The 14,209-nt window shown below is 35.5% G+C and carries 12 protein-coding genes and 1 tRNA gene; 8 read left to right on the plus strand and 5 right to left on the minus strand.

The features are described 5' to 3' along the window. A partial coding sequence (locus LC457_RS21000) for a dicarboxylate/amino acid:cation symporter (protein ID WP_223601584.1) occupies positions 1-628 on the minus strand: 628 nt, incomplete at its 3' end. Positions 629-1,008: 380 nt separating this feature from the next. Here LC457_RS21000 and LC457_RS21005 point away from each other — a divergent pair. Further along, the gene (locus tag LC457_RS21005; RefSeq protein WP_223601585.1) at positions 1,009-2,193 is read left to right on the plus strand and encodes a DcaP family trimeric outer membrane transporter; all 1,185 of its coding nucleotides are present in this window, start codon (positions 1,009-1,011) and stop codon (positions 2,191-2,193) included. Between the two features lie 112 nt (positions 2,194-2,305). Here the strand turns inward: LC457_RS21005 and LC457_RS21010 are convergent, their stop codons facing one another. Together LC457_RS21010 and LC457_RS21015 are read right to left on the minus strand one after the other, a co-directional pair. Then, the gene (locus LC457_RS21010) at positions 2,306-4,015 is read right to left on the minus strand and encodes a hypothetical protein (protein WP_223601586.1); all 1,710 of its coding nucleotides are present in this window, start codon (positions 4,013-4,015) and stop codon (positions 2,306-2,308) included. Between the two features lie 7 nt (positions 4,016-4,022). Continuing rightward, positions 4,023-4,499 carry a DUF5675 family protein gene (locus LC457_RS21015; RefSeq protein WP_223601587.1) on the minus strand — a complete coding sequence of 159 codons (477 nt, stop codon included), beginning with the start codon at positions 4,497-4,499 and terminating at the stop codon, positions 4,023-4,025. 308 nt (positions 4,500-4,807) lie between these two features. Here LC457_RS21015 and LC457_RS21020 point away from each other — a divergent pair, with 308 nt between their 5' ends. The 7 genes from LC457_RS21020 (at position 4,808) to LC457_RS21050 (ending at position 12,178) form a co-directional block, all read left to right on the plus strand. Continuing rightward, on the plus strand, positions 4,808-4,984 hold the full coding sequence (locus LC457_RS21020; RefSeq protein ID WP_223601588.1) for a hypothetical protein: 177 nt from the start codon (positions 4,808-4,810) through the stop codon (positions 4,982-4,984). Between the two features lie 406 nt (positions 4,985-5,390). Then, complete coding sequence (locus LC457_RS21025; protein WP_223601589.1) at positions 5,391-6,221, plus strand: AraC family transcriptional regulator; 831 nt, start codon at positions 5,391-5,393, stop codon at positions 6,219-6,221. A 55-nt stretch (positions 6,222-6,276) separates the two neighbouring features. After that, positions 6,277-6,642: a hypothetical protein gene (locus LC457_RS21030; RefSeq protein ID WP_223601590.1), complete on the plus strand. Its 366-nt coding sequence runs from the start codon at positions 6,277-6,279 to the stop codon at positions 6,640-6,642. Positions 6,643-6,942: 300 nt separating this feature from the next. Continuing rightward, positions 6,943-7,467, plus strand: coding sequence for a hypothetical protein (locus LC457_RS21035; RefSeq protein WP_223601591.1), 525 nt, complete (start codon positions 6,943-6,945; stop codon positions 7,465-7,467). Positions 7,468-7,551: 84 nt separating this feature from the next. Further along, positions 7,552-8,355 carry a molecular chaperone gene (locus LC457_RS21040; protein ID WP_223601592.1) on the plus strand — a complete coding sequence of 268 codons (804 nt, stop codon included), beginning with the start codon at positions 7,552-7,554 and terminating at the stop codon, positions 8,353-8,355. After that, on the plus strand, positions 8,348-9,373 hold the full coding sequence (locus LC457_RS21045) for a hypothetical protein (RefSeq protein WP_223601593.1): 1,026 nt from the start codon (positions 8,348-8,350) through the stop codon (positions 9,371-9,373). Before LC457_RS21040 ends, LC457_RS21045 begins: the two co-directional genes overlap by 8 nt. A gap of 36 nt (positions 9,374-9,409) precedes the next feature. Beyond that, positions 9,410-12,178: a hypothetical protein gene (locus LC457_RS21050; RefSeq protein WP_223601594.1), complete on the plus strand. Its 2,769-nt coding sequence runs from the start codon at positions 9,410-9,412 to the stop codon at positions 12,176-12,178. 123 nt (positions 12,179-12,301) lie between these two features. On the opposite strand, the gene LC457_RS21055 is transcribed toward LC457_RS21050, so the two are convergent. After that, a tRNA-Arg gene (locus tag LC457_RS21055) sits at positions 12,302-12,375 on the minus strand. Positions 12,376-12,439: 64 nt separating this feature from the next. Continuing rightward, on the minus strand, positions 12,440-14,203 hold the full coding sequence (locus tag LC457_RS21060) for a TonB-dependent receptor (RefSeq protein WP_223601595.1): 1,764 nt from the start codon (positions 14,201-14,203) through the stop codon (positions 12,440-12,442). Positions 14,204-14,209 lie beyond the last annotated feature (6 nt).

A 14,209-nucleotide genomic window follows, 5' to 3' on the forward strand; every position in this document is an offset into this window, starting at 1 on the left:
CAATAGATCCCAATACTCCCAGCGGAGCAAACCACATGATGTACCCAACCATTTTAAGGATTGCGTGAGCGATGATATCAAAAAGCTTCACCACAGGCTTAGAATACTCTTCACCTAAATTGGCAAGGGCAACTCCAAACATCACTGCAAATATCACGATCTGCAATACTTCATTGGTTGCAAAGGCTTCAAATAAACTTTTAGGAATCATATGCTTTACAAAGTCTTCCATGGAGAAACTTTTACTGCTTTTAAGAAGCTCATCAGCAGAAGATACGTCCTGAATCGGTAGTTTTGTGACATGTCCCGGCTCCAGCCAATTAACGAGGATCAACCCGATAAAAAGGGAAATCAGAGATGCGGAAATAAACCAAAGCATCGCTTTTGTTCCTACCCTTCCGATCATTTTAATATCACTCATTTTGGCAATACCCACCACCAAAGTCGTAAACACCAAAGGAGCAATAATCATCTGTACCAATCTGATGAAAACCGTTCCCAGCAGTTTTATGTTTTTAGCAAAAGGTTCTGCATTCTCAGGATATTTCACGTGTACAATACCTCCAATTCCTACTCCAACAAGAAGGGCAATGATAATTGCTATAAAAAGTTTATTCTGTCTTTTCATATATATAGTTTAATTCTAACACTCGGTTGACAATCTTATTTTCCAATAATTTTTTTTAAATATATGAATGCTATTCTATCTTATTCATACCAAATCTCCAATTGACAGTTATTGACAAGTATTGACATTTGTAATCATCCAAATGTGCAACTTCTGACACATTTCAACATTCCCACTATGCTATTAAAAAAAACACAATGCAATACATTTGCAGAAGCTTTTTTAAAGATGACTTTCATTAAAGTTTCCTAACCTGTCAATATTTATATAGGGAGTTCCCAAAACGCTAAAAACAGATACCTGAAAACTTTATATAAATAAAAAACACAATCAAAATATTGATCAGATATGGTTGACTTTAAATTTTAACAACACATTACATGATGAAAAAAACTTCTGTAGAGATTATAAAAATTATAATCTTTACCATAATATTTTGTGGTAAAATTCCGGCACAGATTACCCTTGCTACCATTAAATCTGATGATCAGAGTGACCGGGAACTTTATATAAAAGGATTTGTTCAGGCTGATTATATGGTAAGCTTCCAGAATATGAAATCGAAAGATGGTTTTTCTTCTTATTCGATAGAAATACCACAAAAGAATGCCATAAATAGTAATTTCAGTGTAAAACAAACCACACTTGGAATAGGTTTCAAACAAAAAAATACAAATGATAACAAGACTTTATCTGTTTACGCAGAAATTGATTTTTCCGGACCAAACGGCACAACAGCTCCAAGATTCAGACATGGGTATTTACAATGGAACAAATGGCTTGCAGGGCAAACATGGAGCAATTTTTCTGACATAGAAATTCTTCCCATGATTTTTGACTTTGTACCTCCTGATGGATTATTTCTGACAAGAAGAATACAATTACGTTATACTACCCCAATTTCCACAAAAGGCAGCCTTTCTTTCTCTCTGGAGGACCCTAATACTCCAAGCATAAGACTACCGACCGACTCATTAAACTGGCAAAAAAGGGCTATAATCCCAGCATTTTCAACGTTATATCGCTATGGAAATGAAAAGAACTATATCAAGGCTGGGATTGTTTTATCCCCTATAAGTTATGATATGAAATATACCTCTAAAGAGGATTATAAGACCAATACTATTATAGGCTGGGGTGGAATGATTTCTGGCAAAATACGATTAGACACAAAAAATACATTTAGCCTTCAAAGCTCATTCGGGAAAGGATTTTCAACTTACAATACGAATCTGAGAGAAGAGAGTTATGATGCAGTTCCTAATCTTTATAACAAAAATTTATTAGAAACCTTACAACTGTTTAACATCATTGGTGCTTATGAACATTGGTGGGCATCTAAATGGAGTTCCGTATTTTTTTTCAGCTACTCTAATATTGGTTTTTATGATTTTATCCCAAAAGATATGACGAGAAGATTCCAAAATATTTCATGCAATATTATTTATCATCCCTACAAAAAGGTCAGATTTGGAATAGAGGGTAATTATGGAAAAAAGCAAAATTTCAGAAATGAAAATGCCGACGGGTGGAGAATTCAAGCATCTACAAAGATGTATTTTTAGTAATACCATTGGGAAAAGCAAAACTTCAATGGGTATACTCCATAAAAAGAACTCCTGTTGAAAAAATCTACAGGAGCCTTTTACTATTCTCATTGGATATTCATCGTAAATTTTAATCAATAACCGGAAGAGATCCCAGCGTAAATTGCACGGTTTTTTCCTGATAGACATTGGGATTCATTGCATTAGGCACGACTAAAGTTAAATCAGTTCTTTCCCCAGGCTCATAGTTTTTTAAAGCATCTGTAAAAGTCTGAGCATCATATACGGAATAAGCACCTACTTTTTTAACCAGAGTACCAGCCAGGATATTATTGAGATGTAAAGCTCCGCCTACAGTCGTTGGGCCTATTAATACTCCTTTTACATTCTGAAGAACAGTATTATATCCATTAAAAACATAGAGCTGCACATCCCATGGAATAACATCTATCACTCCTACAGAAGCTCTAAACTTCACATCTTCCTTGGCAATGACAGGTTGAGTAACCGCATGCTGTACTGATATTGTTTTCGTATGGCTGTAATCTTCCACCATCTTCGTCATTTCAGTACTGTTCAGCACCTTTTTAAAGGAAGTGTTACCTTTCGCTCCATTATTCCCCCATCTTACTCCATTGGCTATAAATCCGATATAATCTTTTCTACCAAGAGCCGCTACAGCAGCCTCAATATTAGGAGTTAGATTAGGATCATTTTTTTGTAATGATTCTGCAAACTGTAAATGTAAATTCTGCAATTTATCATTTCCTTCTGCTTTTGCTTTTTCGGCTGCCTGCAGGTGATTTTTAAGGGCTTCCTCCTGAGAGATATCAGGAAAGAATTTTTCTTCAAACTGATAAATCATATCGTCATCTGCATCATACATTTCGATTCTTGTATTATTAATTTTTTCAGCAGTATACTGATTCTCAATCTGCTGATTGAATGAGGACTTCATTGATTTCCGGCTGCTTCCCAACCCAAGAAATGCCCACCCGCTTGATTTCTGACTGACACTGCTCTTTTGAGCATCACTCAAAAATTGATTAACAATAGTACTGCCGTCTATATGTGCATTAATATAACTGTTTTTAGAATTTTTAAATTTATAGCTGACCGATATCTCACCATTTCCGTTGGCCAGCAGATTTTTAACATATTCCGTAGGATTTTCAATACTTATATTTTTAAAGCTTTTATTTCCAACCAGTGTTCCTGGAATTCGTTTGCTGTAAACTGTCTCCCCTCCTGCTTCTACAATGAATTCTACCTCGGTAGGTGAAATGATCTGACTTTGGAACTCTGTATTATAATTTTTAATCAACTGTTCCTGAGGAGCCAGCATCGTAGTTTCATACTGTTGGGCAAGGGAAAAGAAATGGTTGGTTAATGCAGCATTGGTAACCAGGTAAGGCGTTAAAACGGGCTGACCATTTGTATTTTTTAGAATCGGAGGATAAAATGCTGCTATTGTCGTGCTTTTTATTGCAGCACAAATTGATGCTTTCTGGCTTTCATTGGGTAATGCCAGCTCCTGTGTTACCGGAATAATCAATGTCCGGATTTGATCTGAGCTCTTATAGGTTTCATTTCCTTTACTATCTATATATTTAATATTATTGATGTCAAACTTAAGAATAGGCAATATAAACACCCTGGCAACATTACCCTTAGCAACATTTTCATAAAAGCCGTGGGTATTGTAAAGTGTATATTTCCCTTTACTATCTATGGCTACATAATTCTCGACTGAAAATTTGTTAGAATTTGGCGTCACTTGCGACCAGATAACTCCGGTATTGGCAAGCAGCAATACAATGGTTACATAAAAGTTTTTCATGATTAGTCTATTTAAAGGTTACTATAATGTTTTTATCAGGAGTACTGTTAGGATTTGAAGTCCCGTAAAATGCGTCTTTCAATTTACTGTACGCCAGTTTACTGTTCCTTACATTACAATTTTCAATATCTGTTTCCATCCCCACCAAAATACATCCTTTGATCTGCTTTGTATAGTTTCCCATATGAATTTGTACTCCATCTCTGTCCGGTACATTTTCAAGCTGTATTCTCCATCCGTCATTTTTATCATATCTCAAAATACCGTTATAAGATCCGGGAGGAATACAACTGATGTTTTTTGTATTATTTTCCCATGGCAGCTCCAACGTATGGCAGATGACTTTTTTATCTGCAATGAGATACCCTAAGGTACAGGCCGCTGATGATAGCTTTCTTTCAATAACTATTTCAAAATTTCTTTGCCCAAAAAGACTGCCTGAAAAAACAGCGGTCAATACAATTACGAGTAAAGTTGTTTTCATGATTTTATATTTTAAGATTGAAGGTAAACCTGAAGTTCCAGAGATATTGATTGATTTTATGGTAAAATTACATGTAAATCAGATCCTTGCCTATGGCACTTTTGTGTAATATTTCAGCTGTCGGAGTATCAGATTTTCTATGCCATCTATACAGTAAGCCTTTAAACTGCTTCACTTATATAAAAAGTACCACCACTTATTAAATCATGCTTTGTTTTAATTGTCTGATACCCCATTTTTGAATGGTAAATAAGCGGTATCCGAAAAGCTTTCCCTAAAAGAGTAGGAAAATAAAAACATTTTGTATTATGAAAAATCTTAAAAAACTTTCAAGAAACGAATTGAAAACCGTAACAGGGGCAGGACCAATTGGCGGCCCATTTCCGTCAGTTTGCATATACACTCATCAATGGTGTGAAAAAGTAAAAAGATGCATCCCAAAAGTAATCAACTGTGATGATCTTGAGATTCCCCAGCCTATTTAGAAATAAAGGGAAAAACAATTTGCCACAACCTTTTGGCTTATTTTTATAAATCCTAATCCTGCAAATCAATGATTTTGCAGGATTTACTCATTGGCAGAAAAGATAAAAAATGATAATCAATAGAATTACGCATTCAGCGCTGTTACGATTAGAGAGTAATAAATGTAATGAAAATTATAAGATAACTTTCATATAAGGATTATGAAAGAAAATAAAACAGTATAATAACGTAAAATTAATGACAAAAACATAGTTATTTTTATATACATTTATATTAGTCAAATCAGGCTTCAAAATAAGTACCTAAATATCCTAATTATATCATATAGTTTGATCTTTAGGCTCATTTTAGCTGTATAATCCGCCACTATAGGACAACTTTATCATTTTATTGAAGCTTATTAATATGTACGTTATCACAGACCAATTGAAGAATTTAGGATTCAGCATCAACACATTAAATAATATCATACAGAGAAATAATAATAAAAGAAGTTTTAATACCCTTGAGTATTTCTGTATCTACATCATTATAGAAGATATTACTTTGGAAGTTGAAAATATTCCACATCCCATAAAAGGCGGTCATATCGCATTTGTAGGCCCGCAAAAACAAATTGTATTTGGGGAAACCAAACGGGGAGAGGTTTATATCATTGCATTTTCATCAAGTTTTTATGAAAGATCCGGAAAAGACAGCATGTTCATCAATTCAAGGCTTTTTTTTAATTATGATTCTGATGTTTTTATAGCACCTTTTGAAAACATTAAGGAAATGAACATTGTTTTTATGGGAAGAATGCACAACTTTCAGCATAAGGATGAAAGCCTGTACGTTTCTGCTGCCCATAACGCTATTGAGAGATTGATTCTGGATGCATTTTTACACATCCCGGCCGAAACACTGAAAAAAGACATCAAATTTGATTACCTCCACTACGTCAATCGATTTAAGGTCCTTTTGCAGAGAGACTATAAAAAGGCTAAAAAGGTTTCCCACTATGCCAATGAACTGAATATCACGCCCAGAAAATTAACTGAGATGACCGAGTATGTTTTGGGAAAAACGGCCAAGCATATTATCATTGAAAAACTGATTAACGAATGCAAAAAATCCCTTAGTTTCTCAGGCAACAATATTTCTGAAATTGCTTATGAGCTGGGATTCAGTGATGAAGGAAATTTTAGTAATTTTATTAAAAAACATACAGGAAAAAATCCCTCAGAAATGAAATAATGTAAAAATAATATTGTATTTTTGGATAAATAACAGATCAGTGAAAAATTAATATATGTTAAAAAGATATATTTTTTCAGTAATTTTTCTTTTCGTTTCCATGAGTATCTATGCGCAGACAGATGATGTTCAGGTGAATGTAAGACTTTATCCTACCCAAATGCTGGCGGTTGGAGGTGACAGCGAAATGGCTGATGATACAGATGAAAGTATCCAGCCGGAAATAAACTCTGTTATCATTTCAAGTCCATCAGGCTTTCAGTTAGGAATTCAACAGGATGATAAGGACGAGTATAATCTTATTAAAAGTCATGATGGAGTAATCGAAAAAAAATTCATGATAAATCAAAAAATAGATAAAATTATAAAACAGTTTAAAGATAAGTCTACTTTTATGATGTTAACTTTAATCTCTCAATAAGCTGGTCTGAAGCTTATTTACTATGCATTTTATATTATTTTTTTAAATTTCCAGCCTTTTGTTTTTGGTAAATTGATAATAATATAACATTGATTTAACAATATTAACAATATTTCTAATTTTTAATTAACTTAAAAGTTTATTTTCCTTCATAAAATACTATTTTTCAGCAAGATTATTTCCAAAACCAAATTTACAAATCTTTAGTACTTTTTCACAAAATAAGTACCTGTCCCTCTTTCTAAATTTGCACCTGAAAAAAAACAAGAAGTAATATACTATTAAAACTCCCGTTATTTTATGAAGAAATATATTGTAGCCTCAATGTCGCTATTTGGTTTTGTTGCTTTACAGGCTCAGCAAAATGTAACTCTAAATGTTAGATTAAAACCTATCCAAACTCTTATCGTTAATCCTGCTCAAAAGGTTGTCAACTTAGACTATAAAACTAAAGATGACTATGCCAACGGAGTATCCTCTGTGAATGCTGACCATTTAAGCATCTATAGCACAGGAGGTTTCCAGGTAAAAGTAAAAGGTGCCAATGGAGCATTGCAAAGTGGGGCAAAAAATATCCAGGCTAATACCATTCAAATTAAGGCCAGTGCAGGAACTGAAGTTCTTAACGGAGCTCAGTATGCACAGAATGTACAACTTTCTGCTAACGATGCAATATTAGTAACCTCTGCAAACGGTGGTGTAGACAAAAAAATTAATATTGAATATAAAGGAGCAGGAGCTAATGCTTACCTTGACAATTATATTGCAGGTCAGGATCCTACCGTTTATACAACAGAGTTAACGTATACTATTATTTCTCAATAGGTATTTAAATATTATATAAACTACTGCAGATAAAGTGTTACAAATTGTAGCACTTTATCTGTACTTTAACAGCAAAGTATAATAATGAACCGATCTTATATCTTCATTTTATTCTCTTTACTCCTTTTCTGTTCTCAAATCAATGCTCAGACAGGTGTATCTGTATCTCCACCCAGACTTTATTTTGAATCCGATGCAGGAAAAAGCACTACCCAGAAGGTAACTGTAACCAATGTAAGTGCAAAAAATTCTCTGGACATGGCTGTCAGTTTAGGCGACTGGGAATATAATGAAACAGGAGAAAACAAAATGTCTCCTGCCAATACGCTGCCGACATCCTGCGCAAGCTGGATATCAATAAAAAATGAAGATACCTATTTTACATTAGCTCCGGGGGAACGAAAAGATATTGATGTCACTATCACTCCTCCCGCTACATTATCAGATCAGATGTTAGCTCATACCGGTGTATTGTATGTGAGTCAGATGAATCCTGTGAATGATGTAGATAACAAAGGGGCCAATATAAAAGTAAGTATCCGTTCAGGAATTAAACTCTTTCATAAGTTAACTGCCAAAGCCAGTAAAAAAATTGAGATTCATAATCTTACTCTGGCTCCATCCAAAAAAGATCTTACCATCTTATTTGAAAATCAGGGTAATATATGGATCGATGGAAAAATACAAACGGAACTTGTGAATACAGAAAACGGCAATAAAGTATCGCTTGATCAGATTATTTTCTATACCATGCCTGGAAACAAGAGAGAATTGAACATCCCTCTTCCTGCAACACTGTTAAAAGGAAAATATACTGCATCAGTAATGATTGATTATGGGGACAATAATAATCTGGAGTTAGCAGAACTGAATTTTACACATGAATAAAAAACTGTGTCTTATCCTGCTATTGATCTCCGTAAGCTGCTTTTCACAAATTTCATACAGCTCATGGGTAAACAGTTATTTGCAGATTAATTCTTATAACGGCAATACAAATCCGGATGCATACACGCTTACTTTAGCGGGTAACGGGAATATCAACATGCCTTATTGGAGAGTTTCGGTAAGATTGAAGCAGCCTATTGTGTCCAATCAGGGAAATTATATTTTACCTGCGAATAAAATTTCCTTTCAGCCGGTTTCATCATCAGGAAAGGCCTATCCTAACCCGGTTCCGTCTATTCCACAAATCGGGATGCCGCTTAATGTGATTTTGAAAGAAAGTCAGGAGGTTTTCTTAATTCCTCAGTCAAATGCTGCATTATATAATCAGCCAGCACAACCGAATGGTTATTATAGCCTTCAGATTAAATACAGCATGAATCTGGCTGGAGGAACCTATCTTGGAGCCTATCCAGCCTGGATTACTTTTACAGCGCCATTACAGTTTACAGCCTATGATCAGTACAACAATATTATCGGTACTGTAGATCATAATTTCCAGTTTCAGATCGGTACGCTTTCGGGAACTCCTACGGATATTCCGGAGATGTCTATGAAGTTTGGAGCTGCAGCCATGAACGGTAACCTGGAATTTAAAAACATGCAGGATTACGCAAATGGAGCCAGTGTAAGTTATTCTAATGCACTTATTGTAAAAAGCAATACGAAGTATCAGATCAAATTAAAATCCCTTCAGACTCAGTTCAGTTCTTCTTCCGGCAACTTTCTGCCTCTTGATGCTGTACAGCTTAATCTGATTCCTATTTCAGGCAATATGGGAACGGCGTATACTGTTTTGCTAAGTACAGTGCCACAGCTTGTCGCTGCCGGTAGTTCTACACAGAATGCTGATGTTTATTATGACATGAAGTATTCTACCAAACCTAATGATGAAAGATTTATCAATGCCAAAGCAGAAGATTATACAACAACCCTTCAATTCGAGATTACGCCTCAATAATTTATAATGCTTCATAACAGGCTGTTCAGGAAAATAATGTTTTTTATTCTGATCCCGTTTTCCGTTTGGATTTCGGCTCAAACTGGTACAGCTATAAGTATGGAGATCCGTAATGAGCCCAATCGGGCTAATCCTAATATTGTAGAGATTCTGCTTGTTCTGAAAAACAATGAAAACAAACATTTTAAAGGCAAAGTTGAAGTTAAGCCCCCCAAAGGTTTCAGAACAATTTCTGACAATAATGCTGAGATCGAACTGAATCCCGGCCAGAATCTGTTTATTCCCATCAAAATACTGACCAGCAACACTATCATTTCCGGTAAAGCAGATCTCGTATTTACCATTACCGATGAAAAAAATCAACAGGTTGTAAAAAAGAGTCTCTCCTATGTGGTAACGGAAAATAACAATATGAAGATAACAGCTGAAAATCCTGTTATCTACATGGGAACCTCTAAAGATTCCCTGGAAGTCCGGGCAAGGGTTTCTAATTTAGGAAACAAAAGGCAGCATGTTACCATTGTATTTAAAATTCCGGAAGCTACTCAAAAGAACCTTTTTATCGAAAAAAAGGGAACTATCGATGTGCAGAAAGATTCTGTATTTGTTTTTCGCTTCCTGCCTTCCGGAAATCTGCTTAAGAGCTCTCAGTTTACGGTTAATATTGCAGGTTTCAGAGAACCGGACAAGGAAATTTTCGGTAATACTTCTATATCGGTACAAAATGTTTCTTCTACCCAGCGTTATCAGGATATGGAGTTCGATCTGTTTTCAAATTACAGTAAAAATACCATTACTGCCAGTTACAGACGGGTCGGCAACAACACAGATATGTATCAGCTGATAGGATCAGGCGGCTTTAATCTTCCTTCGGGTTATATGTTTATCCGTGGTAATATTTATACGCTGAACAATCAAAGTGATCCTGTTGTGAGCAATACTTATGTGTCTTATCATAGGGAACAAAATGAATTTACCTTAGGGAATATCAGTAAAATTATGGAAGTTTCATTATTTGGAAGAGGTGCAGAATATGCATACACTTCTCCGGATAAAGACAAGAAAATAGAAGTAGGTTTTGTAGATCAGAGTTTCAGCCTTATTGAAAGGAATTCTTTTTTGAAATACGGATACGGGTTTTATGCCAGGGGTATAATGGGCGCTCAAAATACCTCAAAAAATTTCTCAGCAACCTATATTTTTAAAAATGATCCTTATGAAAAAGCGAATCATCATGTATTCGGTACGGATATTCAGTATTCTTTCAATAAGGATTGGAAAGTGAATTCCAAAGTATACAGCGGTCTGAGTTATTATGAAAATACACATCTTACCAAGCCTTCCCTGGCTTTGGAAACACAGTATTCAGGAACCATCAAAAAAGTCAATCTGAATGGGAACTACTTCTACAGCAGTGACTATTATCCCGGAAACAGAAGAGGAATGCTGCAAATACAGCAGAATTTCTCAACCCCCATTTTTGAAAACCATTATTTGTATGCGAATGTGATGGTCTCTAACTTTTCACCAAAATTTTACTCTTATATCAATGATTTTAGATCCAATACGATAAGAGGAGATATTGGAATCAACTTCGCGAAAAGGAAAAATTTCGGATTTGCTGTGGGTACACAATATCAGGAAGAAAGCTCTAACAGCTACAACAACTTTTTTGATACTTCAGGAAATCAGGAATTACAAACGCTGAAAGCCTTTAGGATCAGCCAGAATACAACATGGATCAGTAGTAACAGAAAACATTCTACATTACTTGCTGTGGAAGCAGGAGCAGTTAATTATCCGGATGGCCACAATGCAGAATACCAGATGAAGATCACCGGAAATTACGGCTATAAATGGTTCAACATCAACGGAATATATCAGCATGGAAGCTATTATCTCTCTGAATTTGCTTCATCAAGAAATTTCAATGGAAACGTCCTGTATAAGAAATTTTCAGTATCCGCCTTTGTTAATAAAAACCTGTTAAACGAAAAGCTCAATATTACTTCGGGATTATCGTATACGGATGATGTTTTATATGGGAAGTCTCCTTCAGGATTTGTCAACCTGAAATATACAAAAGAAAGATATGGAGTATTCCTGAATTCTTCCTGGTTCAATTATTCTTCCAACAATTTCAGCAACAATTTTTTCACTGTTGAAGCAGGCGTCACTCTGAACCTGCAGCCTAACAGACTTATTGCCAGTAAAAAGGGAGAAATAACGGCATTTGTATTTTATGATAACAACAATAATAATGTATATGATGATGGCGACCAAAGTGCTGAAAATTATATTATTATGATCAATAATGTCTCTTTCAAAACCAATCAGAGTGGTAAAATTGTGTACAAAGCAATTCCGTATGGTAATTATATGCTCAAGCAGGTGATCCAGCAGGGATGGTATTATAATGAACTGGAGTTTGAAGTAAAAAAAAGCAGTTATTCTCTTCAGGTCCCACTGCACCAAAACGGGACCATGCTGGGAAAAATCACGTATGAGTTTGATCCCAAAAAAGCATTGGAATTTGATCCTAAAACAGCAGGAATTATTTTCAACATCTATGATAAGGATAAGTTTTTACAGCATGTAGTTACCGATGATAATGGCGAAATCGGGTCTTTTATTGGATCTGGAAATTACAGAATTGAGCTTGTAGAAAGTTCATTACCTGCCAACACCTATTCTGAGAAAACAAACCAGGAATTTACCGTTCAGGCAGGAAAAATAATACATCTTGAACCGTTTGTCATCAAGGTTTCAGAGAAAAGGGTGCATGTTAAGAAGTTTGGGAACTAGATGAAGAAAGTTCTGGAGTTCCTGTGAAATTTTTTTTCATATGTATTAGTTGTGTTACTGTTTTTGTTACTGATTAACAAATAAAAAAGGCTTAAACCCTCTGTGAGATTGGTTTAAGCCTTGTGACTTCGGAGGGGTTCGAACCCCCAACCCTCGGAGCCGAAATCCGATATTCTATCCAGTTGAACTACGAAGCCATTTTGATGAGTAATTAATAATAAGCAACAAATATAGTTTATTATTAATTACTCATTATTTATACTAGAAAGTAATTTTCACTCCTCCCAGAATCTGTGCACCCAGGACTTTATATCCTTTGTACGTCTGATACTTTGAGCTCAGAAGATTATTTCCGAGTGCGAAAATACTGAAATTTTTGTGAATTTTATACTCTGCAGAAAGATTTAAATCAGCATAACCACCAACTTTATCGTTTGTATTCTCTGTAGACTGGAAGATGACATTCGGAGCTCCTACTCCTTCGATAGCATAAGAGTTTGTTGTTCTGTCACTTGCGAAGATTCCTTTAAATCCTAACAATAGCTTTTTGTCAAGCATTGTATATTTTGCCCCGATGCTCGCATTGAACAATGGAACGTTATAAATATTGTCATAAGTCTTAAGATCATACTTGGTGAACCTTAATTCTGCATCTAAAATCAGGTTTGCTAACGGGAAATACTGTACGCTACCTTTGATATCGCTTACATTTCCATCGTCATATACTGCTGAGAATGTATTGGCAAAATTGTAGGCAGAGCGGCTAACAGAGGTATTATCAAAAAGACCATTAGCCTTAAAGAACATAATATCTCTCATCTTTCCGTAACCTGCAGAGAAGTCGTATTTCAGCGTTTCGTCAATATCTCCTCTCAATCCTACATAAAAATGATATTTCGTCTCTGTAGGCTTTAAAAACTGGTCAGAAAGGATGAATGGATTCGTCTGCAACATATCTCCGTACGTATTCAGTTTCAGACCGCCGTCTACCCCACCATAGAATTTGAATTCTTTGGCTGCAGCAAACTGAAATTCTGCCTGCGGGAACCAGTAGGTTTTGTTATTTTTCTGCTGTTCCAGCTGATCATTAGAGTTTTTAGCATTCAGGAAAGAGAATGAAGAACCCAATGTCAGATAAGAATCTCCTTTTCTGAATGTCACTTTCGGAGTCAGGCTGGTATTGAAGAAATTGGAAGAGTTTTTATCTCTGATGGCAAAATCTGTCTTCACAGCATCCAATCCTACACCCAGATCAGCATTCAGATTGATTCCTGATTTCCCTAATTCAACCGCATGTTTAGAGAAGTTTGCAAGGATTGAAACCTGGTTTTCCGAAGCATCAAAATGATCTTTCAGGAATGAAGATTTCACTCTTACATCATTTAAGATTTCATTGGAATAAAAATCATAGTATCCATTTACTTTAAACTGATTAACCTTTTGTTTCAGATCAAGCTCACCAGTCGGCTGCATCGCATAGATCCCGTAATAATTATAGTTATCCAAGCCATATTCAGCGTTGATATTGAATTTTCCCTTTTCTCCGTAAGAGTTCAGGAAAGCACCAATATTAGCTGAAGTCTGCCCGGATTTCCAGTCGTACTCTTTTTTAAGACCATTGGTAGAAAGTACGTGAACATCCGCTCCTACTTCAAATTTATTTTCAAGGGTCTTGGATATGTTTCCATCTACTAAGACTTTACCATAATTACCCATTCCGATCTGGAAGTAATTATTCTGAGCCGTTCCGTCAAATTTCGGAGCAACATCTTCCCCCTGAATCGTTGAAGTTTTGAAATCAGAAACTGCCGGAACATCCGTGATGGTATATTTCACAGGCGTCTGCGATTTCTCTTCCGGCGGATAGTTTTTAATGGTTTCCACAGAAGTCTTCTTCTTCTCGATCTTCTTCACCTCCGGCTCTCTCTTTTTGTTAAGAACCAGTTTTTCCTCCTTGATCTGGGAAAACGCCACTGACGAAATTCCTAAAAATAATATGGATAATATTTGAATTTTCTTGTTCATATTTTC

Source organism: Chryseobacterium sp. GVT01B (genome assembly GCF_019970045.1).
Taxonomy (GTDB): Bacteria; Bacteroidota; Bacteroidia; order Flavobacteriales; family Weeksellaceae; genus Chryseobacterium.